At 60.8% G+C, this 18,439-nt stretch carries 18 protein-coding genes; 10 read left to right on the forward strand and 8 right to left on the reverse strand.

The genetic code is table 11. The features are described 5' to 3' along the window. Window positions 1-99: 99 nt before the first annotated feature. From ppx to H043_RS0101865, 5 genes are all read right to left on the reverse strand, one after another. Window positions 100-1,602, reverse strand: a complete 1,503-nt coding sequence (gene ppx / locus H043_RS0101845; protein ID WP_027610472.1) for an exopolyphosphatase — start codon at window positions 1,600-1,602, stop codon at window positions 100-102. A gap of 235 nt (window positions 1,603-1,837) precedes the next feature. After that, the gene (locus H043_RS0101850; RefSeq protein WP_027610473.1) at window positions 1,838-2,575 is read right to left on the reverse strand and encodes an amino acid ABC transporter ATP-binding protein; all 738 of its coding nucleotides are present in this window, start codon (window positions 2,573-2,575) and stop codon (window positions 1,838-1,840) included. After that, the gene (locus tag H043_RS0101855; RefSeq protein ID WP_007968438.1) at window positions 2,562-3,212 is read right to left on the reverse strand and encodes an amino acid ABC transporter permease; all 651 of its coding nucleotides are present in this window, start codon (window positions 3,210-3,212) and stop codon (window positions 2,562-2,564) included. The genes H043_RS0101850 and H043_RS0101855 overlap by 14 nt, the downstream gene beginning before the upstream one ends. Then, on the reverse strand, window positions 3,209-3,877 hold the full coding sequence (locus H043_RS0101860) for an amino acid ABC transporter permease (RefSeq protein WP_027610474.1): 669 nt from the start codon (window positions 3,875-3,877) through the stop codon (window positions 3,209-3,211). Before H043_RS0101860 ends, H043_RS0101855 begins: the two co-directional genes overlap by 4 nt. A gap of 22 nt (window positions 3,878-3,899) precedes the next feature. After that, on the reverse strand, window positions 3,900-4,685 hold the full coding sequence (locus H043_RS0101865) for a transporter substrate-binding domain-containing protein (protein ID WP_027610475.1): 786 nt from the start codon (window positions 4,683-4,685) through the stop codon (window positions 3,900-3,902). A 256-nt stretch (window positions 4,686-4,941) separates the two neighbouring features. Here H043_RS0101865 and H043_RS0101870 point away from each other — a divergent pair, with 256 nt between their 5' ends. The 6 genes from H043_RS0101870 (at window position 4,942) to H043_RS0101895 (ending at window position 12,307) form a co-directional block, all read left to right on the forward strand. Then, entirely contained in the window at window positions 4,942-5,649 is a 708-nt protein-coding gene (locus H043_RS0101870) for a FadR/GntR family transcriptional regulator (RefSeq protein ID WP_027610476.1), read from the forward strand. Between the two features lie 120 nt (window positions 5,650-5,769). Then, on the forward strand, window positions 5,770-6,099 hold the full coding sequence (gene trxA, locus H043_RS0101875) for a thioredoxin TrxA (protein ID WP_003177349.1): 330 nt from the start codon (window positions 5,770-5,772) through the stop codon (window positions 6,097-6,099). Window positions 6,100-6,346: 247 nt separating this feature from the next. Further along, window positions 6,347-7,606 (forward strand): transcription termination factor Rho, encoded by a 1,260-nt coding sequence (rho, locus tag H043_RS0101880; protein ID WP_003229334.1) that lies wholly within the window; start codon window positions 6,347-6,349, stop codon window positions 7,604-7,606. Window positions 7,607-7,802: 196 nt separating this feature from the next. Continuing rightward, complete coding sequence (locus H043_RS0101885; RefSeq protein ID WP_027610477.1) at window positions 7,803-9,803, forward strand: acyltransferase family protein; 2,001 nt, start codon at window positions 7,803-7,805, stop codon at window positions 9,801-9,803. Window positions 9,804-9,872: 69 nt separating this feature from the next. Then, window positions 9,873-11,339 (forward strand): 4-hydroxy-3-polyprenylbenzoate decarboxylase, encoded by a 1,467-nt coding sequence (ubiD, locus tag H043_RS0101890; RefSeq protein ID WP_003229330.1) that lies wholly within the window; start codon window positions 9,873-9,875, stop codon window positions 11,337-11,339. Beyond that, window positions 11,339-12,307, forward strand: coding sequence for a CDP-6-deoxy-delta-3,4-glucoseen reductase (locus tag H043_RS0101895; RefSeq protein WP_027610478.1), 969 nt, complete (start codon window positions 11,339-11,341; stop codon window positions 12,305-12,307). Before ubiD ends, H043_RS0101895 begins: the two co-directional genes overlap by 1 nt. A gap of 49 nt (window positions 12,308-12,356) precedes the next feature. On the opposite strand, the gene H043_RS0101900 is transcribed toward H043_RS0101895, so the two are convergent. Further along, on the reverse strand, window positions 12,357-12,830 hold the full coding sequence (locus tag H043_RS0101900; RefSeq protein ID WP_027610479.1) for a hypothetical protein: 474 nt from the start codon (window positions 12,828-12,830) through the stop codon (window positions 12,357-12,359). A 353-nt stretch (window positions 12,831-13,183) separates the two neighbouring features. Between H043_RS0101900 and H043_RS0101905 the strand changes: the two genes are divergently transcribed. Beyond that, on the forward strand, window positions 13,184-13,852 hold the full coding sequence (locus tag H043_RS0101905; protein ID WP_027610480.1) for a gamma-glutamylcyclotransferase: 669 nt from the start codon (window positions 13,184-13,186) through the stop codon (window positions 13,850-13,852). On the opposite strand, the gene glpT is transcribed toward H043_RS0101905, so the two are convergent. After that, window positions 13,828-15,177 carry a glycerol-3-phosphate transporter gene (gene glpT / locus H043_RS0101910; RefSeq protein WP_027610481.1) on the reverse strand — a complete coding sequence of 450 codons (1,350 nt, stop codon included), beginning with the start codon at window positions 15,175-15,177 and terminating at the stop codon, window positions 13,828-13,830. The two genes, H043_RS0101905 and glpT, sit on opposite strands and share 25 nt — an antisense overlap. 225 nt (window positions 15,178-15,402) lie before the next feature. On the opposite strand from glpT, the gene H043_RS0101915 reads away from it, so the two are divergent. Together H043_RS0101915 and H043_RS0101920 are read left to right on the forward strand one after the other, a co-directional pair. Next, a complete protein-coding gene (locus tag H043_RS0101915; RefSeq protein ID WP_027610482.1) occupies window positions 15,403-16,032 on the forward strand; it encodes a hypothetical protein in 630 nt (209 codons plus the stop codon). A gap of 177 nt (window positions 16,033-16,209) precedes the next feature. Beyond that, window positions 16,210-16,824, forward strand: coding sequence for an energy transducer TonB (locus H043_RS0101920; RefSeq protein ID WP_027610483.1), 615 nt, complete (start codon window positions 16,210-16,212; stop codon window positions 16,822-16,824). 69 nt (window positions 16,825-16,893) lie between these two features. On the opposite strand, the gene H043_RS0101925 is transcribed toward H043_RS0101920, so the two are convergent. Then, window positions 16,894-17,871, reverse strand: a complete 978-nt coding sequence (locus H043_RS0101925; protein ID WP_027610484.1) for an NADPH:quinone oxidoreductase family protein — start codon at window positions 17,869-17,871, stop codon at window positions 16,894-16,896. A 150-nt stretch (window positions 17,872-18,021) separates the two neighbouring features. Between H043_RS0101925 and H043_RS0101930 the strand changes: the two genes are divergently transcribed. Continuing rightward, window positions 18,022-18,429 carry a flagellar basal body-associated protein FliL gene (locus tag H043_RS0101930; RefSeq protein WP_027610485.1) on the forward strand — a complete coding sequence of 136 codons (408 nt, stop codon included), beginning with the start codon at window positions 18,022-18,024 and terminating at the stop codon, window positions 18,427-18,429. The last annotated feature ends 10 nt before the right edge of the window (window positions 18,430-18,439 follow it).

Raw genomic sequence — 18,439 nt, forward strand, 5'->3', positions numbered from 1 at the left:
GAGGGCTGGGGTGAGGGGCAGGTCCACACCCGCACTCAAGTCGAACCCAATAAAAAAGGCGATCCAGAAGGATCGCCTTTTTTGCACCTGAAATTTAACTCAGTGAACAGTGAGGACAATCCCCACCCGCGTCAGCCAGTCGGCTTCGAGGCCAAAGTCGGCCTGAGTCAGTTGGTTTTCATCCAACCAGTTCTCCGGGAATTCCACGTCGAGGGTGTTGCCTTTGGCATGCAGCGTCACTTGCGGCATCGCCTGGGTGCCGCGGATGTGGTGGAACAGGATCGCGAAGCGCAGCAGCACGCACAGGCGGATCAGCTTGTCGCCGTCGTCACCGAACTCGGCGAACTTGTCCTTGGGGATGTTGCGGCGATGGCCGCGCACCAGCAGGGCGAGCATTTGCTGGTCTTCGCGGGAGAAACCGGCAAGGTCCGAGTGCTCGATCAGATAGGCGCCGTGCTTGTGATAGTGGTAGTGCGCGATGTCGAGGCCGACTTCGTGGACCTTCGCTGCCCAACCGAGCAATTCGCGCCAGATGCCGTCATCCAGCTCCCAGTCTGCGGCGACCTGATCGAAGGCGTGCAGTGCCTTGCGTTCAACTCGCGCGGCTTGTTCCAGATCGACGTGATAGCGCTCCATCAGCGAAGTCAGGGTGCGTTCGCGCACGTCTTCGTGGTGATGGCGCCCGAGCAGGTCGTAGAGCACGCCTTCACGCAGCGCACCTTCGCAATGATCCATGCGTTGCAGTTCGAGGGCGTCGAAGATCGCTTCGAGAATCGCCAGGCCAGCCGGGAAGATTGCCCGACGGTCAGGCTTGATGCCTTCGAAGTCGATCTTGTCGACGTCACCCAGTTTGAACAGACGACGCTTGAGCCAGGCCAGGCCTTCGGCATTCACTTCGCCGGTGCCATGCCCGCCGGCCTTCAGCGCCAGGCCGATGGCGCGGATGGTGCCCGAGGAGCCGATGGCTTCATCCCAGGTCAGGCGGTGCAGGGCGTGCTCGATGCTCATGATCTCCAGCCGCGCCGCGGTGTACGCCTGGGCGTAACGGGCCGGGGTGATCTTGCCGTCCTTGAAATAACGCTGAGTGAAGCTGACGCAGCCCATTTGCAGGCTTTCGCGCAGCAGTGGTTCAAAACGCTGCCCGATGATGAATTCAGTACTGCCGCCGCCGATGTCGGCCACCAGACGCTTGCCCGGGGTGTCGGCGAGGGTGTGCGAAACGCCCAGATAAATCAGCCGCGCTTCTTCACGGCCGGAGATGACTTCCACCGGGTGACCGAGGATTTCTTCGGCGCGGTGGATGAATTCCAGGCGATTGCGCGCTTCGCGCAGGGCGTTGGTGCCGACGATCCGCACGGCGCCCAGTGGCATGCCGTTGATCAGTTGGGCAAAGCGCTTGAGGCAGTCGAGGCCGCGCTGCATCGATTCTTCGTTGAGATGGCGCTCATCGTCGATGCCGGCGGCGAGCTGCACTTTCTCTCCGAGGCGCTCCAGGATGCGGATTTCACCGTTCTGGGCCTTGGCCACGACCATGTGGAAGCTGTTGGAGCCCAGGTCGATTGCGGCGATCAGGGACAGATTCTTGGCTTTGGATTGCGGCATGGTCAGGGGGTCTCGGTCGATAACCCCGCCATCGTGCCACGATCAAACGCTGACGCCAACGCGCATGGTTCAAACCGTTGATCCTGCGCATAAAAGCTTGAGACCGCGGCGCGGCCATTCGCGAGCAAGCCCGCTCCCACAGGTTTTGCAGCGAACTCACCATAGTGGTCCAACAGAGATCCCTGTGGGAGCGAGCCTGCTCGCGAAGGCGTCCGCCCCATCACTGCGGGCTATTTCAGGCTGTCGCTTCCACCGTGCCAATAAAGTTCGCCAGCTCCGCCGTCTGCGGATTGGCAAACAACACCTTCGGATCCCCCACCTCATGCACCTTGCCATGGTGCATGAACACCAGCTTGTCGCCGACTTCCCGGGCAAAGCGCATTTCGTGGGTGACCATGATCAGCGTCATGCCTTCCTTGGCCAGTTGGCGCACCACGGCGAGCACTTCATTGACCAGCTCCGGGTCCAGCGCTGAGGTAATTTCATCGCACAGCAACACTTTCGGCGACATCGCCAGTGCCCGGGCAATCGCCACGCGCTGTTGCTGTCCGCCAGACAACCGATCCGGGAAGGCGTCGAACTTCTCCCCCAGTCCGACGCGTTCGAGCATCTTGCGCGCCAGTTCGGCCGCCTTGGCCTTCGGTACTTTCTGCACCACTTGCGGCGCGAGCATCACGTTTTTGCCGACGGTCAGGTGCGGGAACAGGTTGAACTGCTGGAACACCATGCCGACTTTCTGCCGCAGGCTGCGCAGGTCGGCGCGGGCGGCGTCGAGGTATTCGCCGTCGACTTCGATCACCCCGTCGTTGATCGATTCCAGGCCATTTAGGGTGCGCAGCAGGGTCGATTTGCCCGAGCCGCTGCGGCCGATGATCGCCACCACCTGGCCTTCCTCGACGCTCAGGTCGATGCCTTTGAGTACGTGGTGATCGCCGTAGTATTTATGCAGGGCGGAAATTCTAAGCAGAGGCATGCAGTCTCCTTTCCAGGTAGCGCGCACTGAGCGACAAGGGGTAGCAGAGCAGGAAGTAGCCGAGGGCAACGAGGCCGTAGACCATGAACGGTTCGAAGGTGGCGTTGGCGAGCATGCCGCCGGTTTTGGTCAGCTCGGTGAAACCGATGATCGAGGTCACCGCCGTGCCCTTGACCACCTGCACCGAGAAGCCCACGGTCGGCGCCACCGCGATGCGCAGCGCCTGCGGCAGGATCACGTAACGCAATTGCTCCAGCGGATTCAGCGCCAGGCTCGACGAGGCTTCCCACTGGCCATTGGGGATCGCTTCGACGCAACCGCGCCAGATCTCCGCCAGATAGGCGCTGGTGAACAATGTCAGGGCAATCGCCGCCGCCATCCACGGCGAGATCTCGATTCCGGCCAGCGCCACGCCGAAGAACACCAGAAACAGCTGCATCAGCAGCGGTGTGCCCTGGAACAGCTCGATCCAGGTGCGGGCGATATTGCTCGGCAACGGGTTTTTCGAGATGCGCATCACCAGAATCAGCAGCCCGACGATCCCGCCTCCGATGAATGCCACCAGTGACAGCGCCAGCGTCCATTGCAGGCCGGTGAGCAGGTTGCGCAGGATGTCCCAGAAGGTGAAGTCGCTCATTGGCTGCTCCTCGCGATATAGCGGCGGCCGATCCAGTTCAGCAACTGGCGGATCAGCAGCGCCATGCACAGGTAGATCAGCGTGGTCAGCGCATAGGTTTCAAAGGCGCGGAAGTTGCGTGACTGAATGAAGTTGGCGGCGAAGCTCAGCTCCTCGGTGGCGATCTGCGAACACACCGCCGAACCGAGCATGACGATGATGATCTGGCTGCTCAGGGCCGGCCAGACCTTGCCCAGCGCCGGCAGCAGGACCACATGGCGGAACGCTTCGAAACGGCTCATCGCCAGTGCGGCAGCGGCTTCCAGTTGTCCGCGCGGAATCGCCTGGATGCCGGCGCGGATGATCTCGGTCGAATACGCGCCGAGGTTGATCACCATCGCCAGCACCGCCGCCTGCCACTCGGAAATCTGCACCCCGAGGGATGGCAGGCCGAAGAAGATGAAGAACAGTTGCACCAGAAATGGCGTGTTGCGGATCAACTCGACGTAGACGCCGAAGAGTGCCGAGAACGGGCGGATGTTCCACGCCCGCACCAGTGCGCCGACGATGCCCACGCCGACCCCGAACAGCGCGCCAATCGCCGTCAGCTCCAGGGTGAACAGGGCGCCGCGCAGCAGCAGGTCGGTGTTTTGCACCACCGGCATGAAATCGAACTGATAAGCCATCGATTGTCTCCCGCGCGACCGATCAGAGGTCGGCCGGCAGCGGCTCTTTGAGCCAGGTCTGCGAGTTTTTCTCCAGCGCGCCGTCAGCCTTGGCGGTGGCGAGGATCTCGTTGACCTTGCTCAGCAGCGCAGGCTCGTTCTTGTTCACGCCGACGTAGACCGGCGAATCCTTGAGCTTCACTTTCAGCGCCGGCACGCGTTTCGGGTTCTTCTCGCTGATCGCCACCATCACCACGTTGCCGCTGGCGATCAGATCGACCTGGCCTGCGAGGTAGGCGGCGATGGTCGAGTTATTGTCCTCGAAGCGCTTGATGGTCACGCCTTCGGGGGCGACCTTGGTCAGCTCGATGTCTTCGATGGCGCCACGGGTGACGCTGATGGTTTTGCCTTTAAGGTCGTCAAGGCCGCTGATCGCTGCCTCAGGCGGGCCGAACACCGCGAGGTAGAAAGGCGCGTAGGCGTGGGAGAAGTCGATGACTTTCTCGCGCTCCGGGTTCTTGCCCAGGCTGGAGATCACCAGATCGACCTTGCCGGTGGTGAGAAACGGGATGCGGTTGGTGCTGTTGACCGGGGTCAGTTCGAGTTTGACCTTGAGCTGCTCGGCCAGCAGTTTTGCCGTGTCGATATCCAGACCACGGGGTTTCATGTCCGGGCCGACCGAGCCGAATGGCGGGAAGTCCTGAGGCACGGCAACTTTCAGTGTGCCGCGTTTGACCACGTCTTCCAGGCCATCGGCGTGGGCGGGGATCTGGCTCAGCATCAAGCTGGAAAACAGAGCGGCGAGGAGGGCTCGGTAACGCAGGGTCATGGCAAATCTCCGGATCGACGGGAAGTGATTTCTGCGATCGGACAGAGCACGGGCCGTGCCAATACCCGGATTTATCCCCGGCAGGCCGCGGGTTTGCCGGGTTTGTTCGGTCTTACTGGTCTGAACAGTCAGGTTGTTTTTCGCACCCCGATGGCGCACCGGCAGCGGGCGCCGAACCCCGCTGGGGCACGACTTGCCGGAACCGGCGAATAGCTTTACAACTAGCCGCACCTTGGCCTGGCTCGTCTGAAAAACCATGAACTCGATCTCCCGCGCCGTACCCGAAGTGGCGCTGCAAGCCATACGCAAACTGATCACTGAGCAGGGTTTCGGTGCGGGCGATGCGTTGCCGTCGCAACGGGATCTGGCGGTGCAACTGGGGGTCAGTCGGGCGTCGTTGCGCGAGGCGCTGTCGTCGCTCAGTGCGCTGGGCGTGGTCAGCATCCAGCCGGGCAAAGGCGTGTTCGTGCAGGCACCGGTGGAGATTGCGCAGGGTGACAATGCGCCGGGCTGGCCGTTCGCAGCGCAGGCCTCGCCACTGGACATCTTTCAGTTGCGCTATGCGCTGGAGGGGTTTGCCGCCGGGCTGGCGGCGGTGACCTTGAGCACGTTCGATCTGGATGCGCTGGAGGACAACGTTGCGGCGATGCGCGAGCAATTGAAGGCCGGCGACTTCGAGGCCGCGGCGAAACTCGACTTCGAATTCCATCGGCGTATTCTGCTGGCCAGCGGCAATCAGGCGATGCTGAGCATCCTCACCGCCAGCGCCGAGATCTTTCTGGAGAGCCAGAAGCTACCGTTCATCCGCGCCGAGCGGGCGATGGAAACCTGGCAGGAGCACCGCAAGATCCTTCGTGCGCTGGCGCGCCGGGCATCCGCTGCGGCCCAGAAGGCCATGCAGGAACACGTGCGCAACGCCGCCCTGCGCACCGGAATTTCCTTCATTGCCCCCGCCACGGCGTGACTTGGGCTATACCCAAACTCATCGAGTGCCATAGCAAGACTCAATCAACTGCGGCTTCCTGAACAAGGGAAGGGCGGCTATGATGGGCCACGTTTTTTTGCTTACAACCTGGAGAATTCCATGAGCAGCGATCTTATCAAACACGTTAGCGACGCCAGCTTCGAAGCCGACGTACTCAAGGCCGAAGGCGCTGTATTGGTCGACTACTGGGCTGAATGGTGCGGCCCTTGCAAAATGATCGCTCCGGTTCTGGACGAGATTGCCGAGACTTACAAAGGCAAGCTGACCATCGCCAAACTGAACATTGACGAAAACCAGGAAACCCCGGCCAAGCACGGCGTGCGTGGTATCCCGACGCTGATGCTGTTCAAGAACGGCAACGTTGAAGCGACCAAAGTCGGCGCCCTGTCGAAGTCGCAACTGGCTGCTTTCCTCGACGCCAACATCTAAGCGTCGCAGTAAATCGCCGAAAAAAAGCCTCGCAATTTGCGGGGCTTTTTGCGTATTCAGGGCTAGACGCTCCGAAACTCAGGTGGTACATTCGGCCCCGCACTGGTTTCTCCACTGCCCCCTGCTAGCCGTCGCCGACGCACTCCTTTTCGAACAAGTTCGCGATCCTGTCGCCTTCTCCGCGGCGCGGCCTCATTAAGCCAAAAGCTTAATTTCCCCCCTCCATAAATGATTACGTCATTCCTATATGAATCTGACTGAACTCAAGCAAAAGCCGATTACCGAACTGCTCGAATTGGCCGAACAGATGGGCATAGAAAATATGGCCCGTTCGCGCAAGCAGGACGTGATTTTCTCCCTGCTGAAAAAGCACGCGAAAAGCGGCGAGGAAATCTCCGGTGATGGCGTGCTGGAGATTCTCCAGGACGGCTTCGGCTTCCTGCGCTCCGCTGACGCTTCCTACCTCGCCGGCCCGGACGATATCTACGTCTCGCCGAGCCAGATCCGTCGTTTCAACTTGCGCACCGGTGACACCATCGTTGGCAAGATCCGCCCTCCGAAGGAAGGCGAGCGTTACTTCGCTCTGCTCAAGGTCGACACGATCAACTTCGATCGTCCGGAGAACGCGAAGAACAAGATTCTCTTCGAGAACCTGACCCCGCTGTTCCCGACCGTGCGCATGAAGATGGAAGCCGGCAACGGTTCCACCGAAGACTTGACCGGTCGTGTGATCGACCTGTGCGCCCCGATCGGCAAAGGCCAGCGTGGTCTGATCGTTGCGCCGCCGAAAGCCGGTAAGACGATCATGCTGCAGAACATCGCGGCGAACATCGCCCGTAACAACCCTGAAGTTCACCTGATCGTGCTGTTGATCGACGAACGTCCGGAAGAAGTAACCGAAATGCAGCGCACCGTGCGCGGCGAAGTGGTTGCCTCGACCTTCGACGAGCCGCCGACCCGTCACGTGCAGGTTGCCGAAATGGTGATCGAGAAGGCCAAGCGCCTGGTCGAACACAAGAAGGATGTGGTGATCCTGCTCGACTCCATCACCCGTCTGGCCCGTGCCTACAACACCGTGATCCCGAGCTCCGGCAAGGTGCTGACCGGTGGTGTCGATGCTCACGCCCTGGAGAAACCGAAGCGTTTCTTCGGTGCTGCGCGCAACATCGAAGAAGGCGGCTCGCTGACCATTATCGCCACCGCGCTGGTTGAAACCGGCTCGAAGATGGACGAAGTGATCTACGAAGAGTTCAAGGGTACCGGCAACATGGAACTGCCTCTGGATCGCAAGATCGCCGAGAAGCGTGTGTTCCCGGCCATCAACATCAACCGTTCCGGCACCCGCCGCGAAGAGTTGCTGACCGCCGACGACGAACTGCAGCGCATGTGGATCCTGCGCAAGCTGCTGCACCCGATGGACGAAGTGGCTGCCATCGAGTTCCTGGTCGACAAGCTGAAAACGACCAAGACCAACGACGAGTTCTTCCTGTCGATGAAGCGCAAGTAACATCGCCGGTTGAACCGATAAAAAGGGCGCCCCTTTGGGGGGCGCCTTTTTTTTGCATGAAATTTACCCCGGCAATGGGAGGTTCCTGATCTGGTAAGGTCTGTGATCGGGCAACCCACAAACAGCGCTCGGAGCCTCTGTGAATAAGGCTCGAGCTGTACAAAAAAACAACCACCTGATTGGCATTAAAGATTTTATGAGCACACTCGCTTATCGAAGGGATATCGACGGCCTGCGAGCAGTCGCGGTGATCGCCGTGGTGCTGTTCCATTTTGGGGTCCCGGGGTTTACCGGCGGTTTTGTCGGCGTGGACGTGTTCTTCGTGATTTCCGGCTACCTCATCACCTCGATCATCTGGAATCAGCGTCAGGCTGGCCGTTTCAGCTTCGTCGAGTTCTGGGCGCGGCGTGCGCGGCGGATTCTGCCGGCGCTGTTCGCGATGATCATTGCGGTGCTGGCGGTGGGCTGGTTCCTGCTGGCGCCCAAGGACTACGAAGAGCTGGGGCGTTCGGTGCGCTATCAGGTGACGTTCGTCTCGAACATCCTGTTCATGCGTCAGGACGGCTACTTCGACGTTGCCTCTGACCTGAAACCGCTGTTGCACACGTGGTCACTGGCGGTGGAGGAGCAGTTCTACATCTTCTTCCCGCTGCTGCTGACGTTGCTCTCGAGCCGCCTGAAACACTGGCGGCTGGCGCTATTCGGCGTGCTGCTGGTGTCGTTCGGGCTGAGTGTGTGGGCGATCCAGCATCATCCGGAGAAAGCCTTCTTCCTGCTGCCGATGCGCGCCTGGGAGTTGCTGGCCGGGGCGATGCTGGCGGTTGCGCCGAAACACGCCTGGCGCTTGAAGCCGCTGGCCGCCCAGGCCTTGAGCCTGCTCGGCATGGGGTTGATCCTGCTGGCGGTGTTTGCCTATGACAAGTCGACGCCGTTCCCGGGTGTCACCGCGTTGCTGCCGGTGCTGGGCGTGGTGCTGCTGATTCTGGCCAACGGTCATCGCGAAACGCTGGTTGGTCAATTGTTGAGCAGTCGGGTGATGGTCGGCCTCGGGCTGATCTCCTATTCCTGGTATTTGTGGCACTGGCCGGTATTCGTGTTTTCCAGCTACGCCAGTGTCGATGAGCCGGGCGCGCTCGACACGGCCGGGTTGATTCTGCTGACCCTGGTGCTGGGTTATCTGTCATGGAAGTTCGTCGAAACGCCGTTCCGTGAACGGCGCCTGCTCGCCGGTCGTCGGCAGATTCTGCTGGCCGGTTTCTGCGGGATCCTGGTGCTCGGTCTGGCCGGGCAATCACTGCGCTGGACCGATGGCTTGCCATGGCGCCTGTCCGAGCAGGCGCTGCAATATGCCAAGGGCCGCGAGTGGCGGCCGGAGCTGATGGCGTGTCTGGCGGACGACAAGACCCCTGACGACAAGCTGTTCTGCAATTACGGCGTGGCGGATCTGCCGACCCGCGCGATGGTCTGGGGCGACAGCCATGCCACGGCGCTGATCCCGGTGTTCGATGACGGTGCCAAAGCTCACGGTGTCAGCGTGATTCTGGCCAGTTCTCCGGGTTGCATTCCGGTCGATGGGCTGGAGCATGACGGGGTTTGTGCACGCTTCAACAAGCGGGTCGAGCAGGGGCTGAAAACCCAGGCGATCAGCGATGTGGTGCTGGTCGCCCGCTGGAGCTTGTACCTGTACGGCGATGCCAAGGGAGATCTCGGGCATGTCTTGAGAACGCCAGACGGTCGTTACGATCGCGCCGAGGCCGAACAGCGTTTTGCCGCAGGCCTACGCACTCGTGTCGCGCAATTGCGCGCGGCCGGGCATCGCGTATGGCTGGTGAAAGAGGCGCCGTTGCAGGCGTTCAGCCCGCCGTATCGGCTGACGCGGCTGGCGATGCTCGATCGTCCGGTGGATGACGTCGGACTGGCCGTCGAGGCGCACCACAAGCGTCAGGTGTTCATCAGTCAGTTGTTCGCGCAACTGGCGCAGGAGGATCCGGCGGTGCGCGTGGTCGATCCGGCGCCGCGGCTGTGTGATGACAAGGGCCTGTGCCACGCCGAACTGGGCGGCTACTCGCTGTACACCGATGACAATCACCTGTCCGAAGTCGGTGCGCGGTTTGTGGCGCCGATCCTCGAGCCGCTGTTTATCGGCCTGCAAGGCCGGGAAAACCTTGGCAAAGCGCAGACGAATGCAGCCAAGTAAGCAGCGACAGGCTGCCACAGGGCTGCATAGCAGGTAGGATGTACGCCTATTTTGAGGGTGCCATCGTCAATGAAATTCAAGGATCTTCGGGATTTCGTGCAGCAGCTTGAGCAGCGCGGAGAGTTGAAACGCATCCAGATTCCCGTCTCGCCGGTGCTGGAGATGACCGAGGTGTGCGACCGCACACTGCGGGCCAAGGGCCCGGCGCTGCTGTTCGAGAAGCCGACCGGCTACGACATCCCGGTGCTCGGCAACCTGTTTGGCACCCCGGAGCGGGTGGCCATGGGCATGGGCGCCGAGTCGGTCAGCGAACTGCGCGAGATCGGCAAGCTGCTGGCTTTCCTCAAGGAGCCGGAGCCACCGAAGGGCTTGAAGGACGCGTGGTCGAAACTGCCGATCTTCCGCAAGATCATCTCGATGGCGCCGAAAGTCGTCAAAGACGCGGTGTGCCAGGAAGTGGTCATCGAAGGCGACGACGTCGACCTGGCGATGCTGCCGGTGCAGACCTGCTGGCCCGGCGACGTCGGCCCGCTGATCACCTGGGGCCTGACCGTCACCAAAGGCCCGAACAAGGACCGTCAGAACCTCGGTATCTACCGTCAGCAAGTGATCGGCCGCAACAAGGTGATCATGCGCTGGCTCAGCCACCGTGGCGGTGCGTTGGACTTCCGTGAGTGGTGCGAGAAGCATCCGGGCCAGCCGTTCCCGGTCTCCGTGGCGCTGGGCGCCGACCCTGCGACCATCCTCGGCGCCGTGACGCCGGTGCCGGACAGTCTCTCCGAATACGCTTTCGCCGGTCTGTTGCGCGGTAACCGCACCGAGCTGGTCAAGTGCCGTGGCAACGACCTGCAAGTGCCGGCCACTGCCGAGATCATCCTCGAAGGGGTGATTCATCCGGGCGAAATGGCCGACGAAGGCCCGTACGGCGACCACACCGGTTACTACAACGAAGTCGACAGCTTCCCGGTGTTCACCGTCGAGCGCATTACCCACCGGATCAAGCCGATCTATCACAGCACCTACACCGGCCGTCCACCGGATGAGCCGGCGATCCTCGGCGTGGCGCTGAACGAAGTGTTCGTGCCGATCCTGCAGAAGCAGTTCCCGGAGATCACCGATTTCTATCTGCCGCCCGAAGGCTGCTCGTACCGCATGGCCGTGGTGACGATGAAGAAGTCGTATCCGGGGCATGCCAAGCGCGTGATGCTCGGTGTCTGGTCGTTTTTGCGACAGTTCATGTACACCAAGTTCGTTATCGTCACTGACGACGATATCAACGCCCGGGACTGGAACGACGTGATCTGGGCCATCACCACGCGCATGGACCCCAAGCGCGACACGGTGATGATCGACAACACGCCGATCGACTACCTCGACTTCGCCTCGCCGGTGTCCGGCCTGGGCTCGAAAATGGGCCTGGATGCCACCCACAAGTGGCCGGGCGAAACCACTCGCGAGTGGGGCCGCGTAATCGTCAAGGACGACGCCGTCACCCAGCGGATCGATGCCATCTGGAATCAGTTAGGAATAGATTGATGCGTGTAACCCTGCAGCCCTCCGGAGCGGTGCTTGAGATACGGCCCGGCGAGCGGATTCTCGATGGTGCGCGGCGCCTGGGCTATGAATGTCCGCAAAGCTGTCGCAATGGCAATTGCCACGTGTGTGCGGCGCTGTTGGTGGAAGGCCGGGTCGAGCAGGCCGGCAAGGTGCACGACCACGGCGAGTTCTACACTTGCATAGCCGAGCCGCTGGAAGACTGCGTCCTGCTGTGGGATGGCGTGCTCGCGCTGGGAGAACTGCCGGTGCGCAGCCTGTCGTGTCAGGTCATCGAATGCCGGGATGTCGGCGGCGACACCTGGCGCGTGCGTCTGCGTGCGCCGGCCGGCAAGCCGCCGCGTTATCACGCCGGGCAGTACCTGATGATCGAGCGTGAAAACGGCGAGAAGTCGGCGTTCTCCATGGCCTCGGCGCCGCACGGCGGGCGCGATCTGGAAATCCACGTACTGGCCCGCGAAGCCAGTGCCCTGAGTCTGATCGAGCAACTGCAGCGCAACCCGCTGGTGCGCGTCGAGCTGCCATTCGGCGACACCCACCTCGCCGAGTTGCCTGACGGGCCGCTGGTACTGATCGCCGCCGGTACCGGCATGGGCCAGATCCACAGCCTGATCGAACACTGCCGCGCCAACGGCTTCAAACACCCGGTGCATCTGTATTGGGGTGTACGCCGTCCGGAAGATTTCTACGAGATCGAACATTGGGACGAATGGTTGAAGCTGCCCAATCTGTTCCTGCACAAAGTCGTCAGCGACCAGTGCGGTTGGGAAGGGCGCTGCGGGATGTTGCACCAGGCCGTGTGTGAAGACTTCGCGGATCTGAAGCCCTTGCACGTCTACGCCAGCGGCTCGCCGGCGATGGTCTACGGCACGCTGGATGCGCTGGTGGAAGCCGGGATGGATGCGCACCAGATGCGCGCCGATGTATTTGCGTATGCGCCGCGCTCTTGAGCCGCGCGAATTGAGCCGAGCTCTTGCGTCCCGCGCCTGAGCCGCGCTTCTAGAAACGCACGCCGCTAGTCACCATCGCCGCATTGGCGCCGAGAAATACCAGCTCGGCGGCCAATGGGCCGTAGTGAGTCCCGACGGACGGAATGATCACCGGCGCAACGCCGTAGCGGTTCAAAGGAATCTTGTCCTTGTAATCACCGCGATAACCCTGCAACAGCCCACCGGTGACTTTCAGATACAGCGGATACTCGCTGCTGTCATAGCGCTTGCCGACATAGGCGTAGTTCGAGCGCTGGCGGAACGAGTTGCGGAAAGTTGCCCCGCCAAATACCCAGCCGGAAGCCTGATTGCGTTCGATGCCGATCAAGTCCTGATGATTATTGTGTTCGGGGTCGGGCGAGTAATGTCGGGTGTAGACACTGGTCTGGGCATACCAGAAGCCTTTGCCTTGCGCATTGTCCTCGGCCAATGCATGGCCGGCCTGAGCCATCAGCAACGCGGCCAGAAGTCTTGGGATTTTCATAGTGCAGCCTCGGTTAAACGGGATGGCTTGCGCCAGAGGAAGGCCGTTATACGTAGGCGTTCAGCGACGGAGAAGAAAGAAAGTCCGACATTTTAGTAGGAAGTTTCCTGCGCCTTCATGAACGAAACCTGAACAAGCGAAGGCTTATGCATATTTCATTCGGGTATTTAAGATATTTCTGCAATGGTATTAGGCTATATAAAGCCGCATAGCCGGGGCTGATAACCCCCAGTAGCGCTATCGGGCAGGCCATACATCCTTTAGCACTTTTCGTTTTACAGTTACTGCTATATGTTCTATCCAGCGAATTGTGCTTACATCTTGTAATACTTGCGGGGCCGAACACTTCCGTCATGACAGCCATTGAATCTGCTTTTGTGAATCTGGCTTACCCTCCGCGGCTCGATCTGGGGCCGCAGCTGACCCACGAACAACTTGTCGTCTCGATGCAATCGACCATGGCGCGCCACAAGGGAGGCCCGGTGTGGCTGTTCGCCTACGGGTCGCTGATCTGGCGCCCGGAATGTACTGCGGTGGAGCGGGTGCGCGGGCGCGTCCATGGCTACCACCGCGGCCTGTATTTGTGGTCGCACGAGCATCGGGGGACGCCGGAAATGCCCGGGCTGGTATTTGGTCTGGATCGCGGCGGTTCATGCAGCGGCTTCGCCTATCGGCTGCCGGAAGAGAACCTCGACGCTGCGCTGTACGCGCTGTGGAAACGCGAGATGCCGTTCCCGTCCTATCGCCCGCACTGGCTCAACTGCCGGCTCGAAGATGGCAGTCAGGTGCAGGCATTGGGATTTGTTCTGGAGCGACACCTGCCCAGCTATGCCGGCAACTTGCCGGATCATGTGCTGAGTCAGGTGTTCGAACGCGCTTGCGGGCGTTACGGCACCACTCGCGATTATGTCGAGCAGACCGCCCACGCCCTGCGCAGCCACGCCATGCCGGATCGAAATCTGGAGGCGCGGCTCAAGCGCTGTCAGTCAAAAGCCGATCAGGCGACGGCTTCGCGGCTCTGACTGGCGACTTGCTTGTGCCACAGGGTCGGGGCCAGGAAGGCCATCGACAGCAGGCAAGCGCCCACCAGCAGGACAAAACCACCGTTCCAGCCGAAGTGGTCAACGGTGTAGCCCATTGCCGCACTCGCCGCGACCGAACCACCCAGGTAACCGAACAGACCGGTGAAGCCCGCAGCCGTGCCGGCGGCTTTCTTCGGTGCCAGTTCCAGCGCCTGCAGGCCGATCAGCATCACCGGGCCATAGATCAGGAAGCCGATCGAGAACAGCGCGATCATGTCCACCGTCGGGTTGCCGGCCGGGTTCAGCCAGTACACCAGCGTCGCCACGGTCACCAGCGCCATGAACACCATGCCGGTCAGGCCACGATTGCCACGGAAGATCTTGTCCGACATCCAGCCGCACAGCAGCGTGCCCGGAATGCCCGCCCACTCGTAGAAGAAATAGGCCCACGAGGTTTTATCCACGGTGAAACCTTTGGCTTCTTTCAGGTAGGTCGGCGCCCAATCCAGTACGCCGTAGCGCAGCAGGTAAACGAACACGTTGGCCATGGCGATGTACCAGAGCATTTTGTTGCGCAGCACGTATTTGACGAAGATTTCCTTGGCGCTGAATTCGTCTTCGTGGCTGGCGTCGTAGCCTTCCGGGTAATCGTTCTTGTACTTCTCGATCGGCGGCAGGCCGACCGATTGCGGGGTGTCGCGCATGGTGATGAAGGCAAACACCGCCACGCCCAGCGCCACCGCTGCCGGAACGTAGAAGGCTGCGTGCCAGTCATTGAACAGGCCCATGCCGATCAGGAACAGCGGGCCGATCAGACCGCCACCGACGTTATGCGCCACGTTCCACACCGAAACCACGCCGCCACGTTCCTTCTGCGACCACCAGTGCACCATGGTGCGTCCGCTCGGCGGCCAGCCCATGCCCTGAGCCCAGCCGTTGATGAACAGCAGGATGAACATCATGGTCACGCTGGAAGTCGCCCAAGGCGCAAAACCGAAAATGAACATCACCCCGGCCGACACCAGCAGGCCGAACGGCAGGAAGTAACGCGGGTTGGAACGGTCGGACACCAGGCCCATCAGGAACTTCGACAGACCGTAGGCAATGGCGATGGCCGACATCGCCAGACCCAGATCGCCACGGCTGTAGCCTTCGTCGATCAGGTACGGCATGGCCAGCGAGAAGTTTTTGCGCAGCAGGTAGTAACCCGCGTAGCCAAAGAAGATACCGGCGAAGATCTGCCAGCGCAGGCGTCGGTAAGTACTGTCTATTTTTTCTTCAGGCAATGGAGCCTGATGTGCGGCAGGACGAAAGAAAGCAAACATTCAAGAGCTCCAGATTTCTTGTTTTGACTGCGGATGCGAATGTTACAGTTTCGTTACCGAAAATAGCACCGGTTCGCATTGGCAAAACAGGGGAAATGTTGGAATTCGCGCGTTCTTTTACGAACCTGTCGCTCAGCTGTAAGAACAGGGCGTTTTCACCACTTATCTACCTGGAGTGACTTAGACTCGCGGCCCGTTCAGCCGATTGATCAGCCGAGATAAGCAATGTCACTGAAGGTTCGCATGTTGGTGCCGAGATTTTTGGTGGCAGCGGGACTTGCCGTCGTGTTGCTGACATTGATCGTCACCGATCATCCTGCTCATTCCGGCCTGCGCAACGCTACGGTGCTGATCATTCGGCATGCGGAAAAACCGGATACAGGATCGGTGCTCAATGCCCGAGGCGAGCAACGCGCCGCCGCCTACGTCGACTATTTCAATCCGCTGAAACTCGACGGCCAGACGTTCACCCCCCAGCGTTTGATCGCTGCCGGCGATACCCCGGAAAGTTCGCGCTCACGCCTGACCCTGACCCCGTTGGCCCAGCGCTTGAACCTTGCGATCGAGCAGCCCTACGTCAATGGCGACCTGCATCAACTGGTCAAACTGTTGCGCAAGAGCAATCAGGCGCAGACGGTGCTGATTGCCTGGCACCACGGCCATATCAACAAACTGCTCAAAGCCTTTGGCGGTGACCCCACAGCCCTGATGGGCCAGGAAAAATGGCCGGATGAGGTCTTTGACTGGCTGATCGTCCTGCGCTTCGACGACAAGGGTCGGCTGATTCCGTCGCGCAGCCTGAAGGTGCAGGAGCACTTGTTGCCGGGCGACGTTGCTGGTGCGAGCGGCGGCTAAACGTCCGTCAGAAAATGTACCTGCCGTCATTTGCCCAGCGGTTTCGTCGGATTTCCCATCGGGATCAGGAAATGTCCTGCATTCAATAGCGAAGCTGCGCCATTCAGTAAAAAGACAGTGCTCCTTAAACTTTCTGTTGTTGCCGGACAGGCATCTCAATAGGGAAGGGGCGCGATCATGCGGTGGTTTTTTGCAGGGCTTTTATTGACGATCTTCAGTCTTGCACTGGCGGCAGAAGGGTTACTCATACCTGAAAACAACCCGCAGCCGATTTACCCGAAGAGGTTGTCCAGGGCAGGGGTCGAAGGCGAGGTCAGGGTCAGCTTTATCGTCAAGGCGGATGGCTCGGTCAGCGCGATCGACATCGTGCAAAGTGATCACCCCGATCTGGCTGAGGCGGTCAAAGACGCCATAACACAGTGGCGCTTCAGGCCCTGGACGATTGAAGACGGTCGGCCTGCGGAACAGCCCGTCGTGGCGCCGATGCTCTTTCGATTGGCCAGGGACCAGCCGATCGACATCAACCAGTGGCTGAAGTCAGTAAAGTGTCGCGTCATCAATGACGGTTTCAGGAACATGCCTGAGCACGCCTGGGTCGACGCAGAAGTGTTTAATTACACCCGTGCTTACGTTTCCAACGTGATTCTCAAGAGTCAGTTGGCCGATGAACAACGTCTGGCAATCATCGCCAAGATGAACCGGCGCGTACCGATGATCGTCAGAGGCTGCCGGGAAGCTCCTATGCGTAGCTACATGAGTTTTCTGCCGGGAGAGGTTCGTGAGTTGCTTTGAGCCAGCGACGCTGTGTTGCTGCCTGGCGCGAATCAGGCCGGCTCCGAGAGGTCACCGGCCAGAAAACACTCAGCGCACCTGCACCACCACCTTGCCCACCGCCTTGCGCTGCCCCAGATCGTTGATCGCCTGCGCCGCGTTGCTCAGCGGATACACCTGCGACACCAGCGGTTTCAACTTGCCCTCGGCGAACCAGTCGAACAGTTGCTGGAAGTTCGCCGCGTTGTCCTGCGGCTGGCGCTGGGCAAAGGAGCCCCAGAACACGCCGAGTACCGCGGCGCCCTTGAGCAGGGCGAGGTTGACCGGCAGCTCGGGGATGCGTCCGCTGGCGAAGCCGACCACCAGCAGGCGGCCGTTCCAGGCGATGGCGCGGATGGCCTGGTCAAACAGGTCGCCACCGACCGGGTCGTAGATCACGTCGGCGCCCTGGCCGTCGGTGAGGCGTTTGATTTCGTCCTTGAGGCTGGTTTCGCTGTAGTTGATCAGTTCATCGGCACCGGCGGCCTTGGCCACGGCGAGTTTTTCCGTGCTGCTGGCGGCGGCGATGACCCGGGCACCCATGGCTTTGCCGATTTCCACCGCCGCCAGACCGACGCCACCGGAAGCGCCGAGCACCAGCAGGGTCTCGCCCGGTTGCAGGTTGGCCCGTTGCTTGAGGGCGTGCATCGAAGTGCCGTAGGTCATGCTGAACGCGGCGGCGGTGTTGAAATCCATCGACGGCGGGATCGGCAGCACGTTGTAGCCCGGCACCGCGACCTGTTCGGCGAAGCTGCCCCAGCCGGTCAGGGCCATGACCCGGTCGCCGACTTTCAGGTGGCTGACTTTCTCACCGACGGCGCTGACCACGCCGGCCGCTTCGCCCCCCGGCGAAAACGGGAAGGGCGGCTTGAACTGATACTTGCCCTCGATGATCAGCGTGTCCGGGAAGTTGACCCCGGCGGCGTGCACCTCCAGCAGGATTTCGTTCTTCTTCGCGACAGGACTGGCGACGTCTTCCAGCACCAGCGATTCGGCAGGGCCGAAGGCTTTGCACAGCACGGCTTTCATCAGGGCTATTCCTTTGGGAGTGATGGCCGATAAGTGTAGGTGTGTCAGTCAACGGGTCAACGAGCATGCCCGGCCCTGATAGTCAGCCATAAGCTTGTGCTTGCGCGGCGGGTCGTTATGCTAGGCCGCAAACCGGATAAGGAGCGAATTGTGAAAGCGTGGATCATGTTGTTGCTGGCCCTGTCTCTGCCTGTGGCAGCGCTGGCCGAAGAAGCCAAAGAAGGCGAGGCGCCGAAGGTCAACTACATCACCCTGAGCCCGCCGTTCGTGGGTAACTACGGGCTGGACGGCACGCCTAAGCTGAAGGTCTACAAGGCCGACGTGGCGCTGCGTGTAACGGGCGAAGAGGCGACCAAGCTGGTCAAGGCCAACGAGCCGCTGATCCGCAATCAACTGGTGGCGCTGTTCACTCAGCAGACAACCGAGGCGATGGGCAGCATCGAAGGCAAGGAAAAGCTGCGTCAGGAAGCCCTGAAGCAGACCCAGCAAGTGATGAATGACGAGACCGGCAAACCGGTGGTTGAAGATCTGTTGTTCAACAACCTGATCATTCAGTAACCACGCTGGC

It is taken from the genome of Pseudomonas sp. URIL14HWK12:I6 (assembly GCF_000514195.1).
In the GTDB taxonomy this organism is placed as follows: Bacteria; Pseudomonadota; Gammaproteobacteria; order Pseudomonadales; family Pseudomonadaceae; genus Aquipseudomonas; species Aquipseudomonas putida_A.

Excerpts from the sequence above, each read along its gene's own strand:
- ppx (WP_027610472.1), bottom strand. The coding sequence starts at position 1,602 with ATGCCGCAATCCAAAGCCAAGAATCTGTCCCTGATCGCCGCAATCGAC.
- H043_RS0101850 (WP_027610473.1), bottom strand. The coding sequence starts at position 2,575 with ATGCCTCTGCTTAGAATTTCCGCCCTGCATAAATACTACGGCGATCAC.
- H043_RS0101855 (WP_007968438.1), bottom strand. The coding sequence starts at position 3,212 with ATGAGCGACTTCACCTTCTGGGACATCCTGCGCAACCTGCTCACCGGC.
- H043_RS0101860 (WP_027610474.1), bottom strand. The coding sequence starts at position 3,877 with ATGGCTTATCAGTTCGATTTCATGCCGGTGGTGCAAAACACCGACCTG.
- H043_RS0101865 (WP_027610475.1), bottom strand. The coding sequence starts at position 4,685 with ATGACCCTGCGTTACCGAGCCCTCCTCGCCGCTCTGTTTTCCAGCTTG.
- H043_RS0101870 (WP_027610476.1), top strand. The coding sequence starts at position 4,942 with ATGAACTCGATCTCCCGCGCCGTACCCGAAGTGGCGCTGCAAGCCATA.
- trxA (WP_003177349.1), top strand. The coding sequence starts at position 5,770 with ATGAGCAGCGATCTTATCAAACACGTTAGCGACGCCAGCTTCGAAGCC.
- rho (WP_003229334.1), top strand. The coding sequence starts at position 6,347 with ATGAATCTGACTGAACTCAAGCAAAAGCCGATTACCGAACTGCTCGAA.
- H043_RS0101885 (WP_027610477.1), top strand. The coding sequence starts at position 7,803 with ATGAGCACACTCGCTTATCGAAGGGATATCGACGGCCTGCGAGCAGTC.
- ubiD (WP_003229330.1), top strand. The coding sequence starts at position 9,873 with ATGAAATTCAAGGATCTTCGGGATTTCGTGCAGCAGCTTGAGCAGCGC.
- H043_RS0101895 (WP_027610478.1), top strand. The coding sequence starts at position 11,339 with ATGCGTGTAACCCTGCAGCCCTCCGGAGCGGTGCTTGAGATACGGCCC.
- H043_RS0101900 (WP_027610479.1), bottom strand. The coding sequence starts at position 12,830 with ATGAAAATCCCAAGACTTCTGGCCGCGTTGCTGATGGCTCAGGCCGGC.
- H043_RS0101905 (WP_027610480.1), top strand. The coding sequence starts at position 13,184 with ATGACAGCCATTGAATCTGCTTTTGTGAATCTGGCTTACCCTCCGCGG.
- glpT (WP_027610481.1), bottom strand. The coding sequence starts at position 15,177 with ATGTTTGCTTTCTTTCGTCCTGCCGCACATCAGGCTCCATTGCCTGAA.
- H043_RS0101915 (WP_027610482.1), top strand. The coding sequence starts at position 15,403 with ATGTCACTGAAGGTTCGCATGTTGGTGCCGAGATTTTTGGTGGCAGCG.
- H043_RS0101920 (WP_027610483.1), top strand. The coding sequence starts at position 16,210 with ATGCGGTGGTTTTTTGCAGGGCTTTTATTGACGATCTTCAGTCTTGCA.
- H043_RS0101925 (WP_027610484.1), bottom strand. The coding sequence starts at position 17,871 with ATGAAAGCCGTGCTGTGCAAAGCCTTCGGCCCTGCCGAATCGCTGGTG.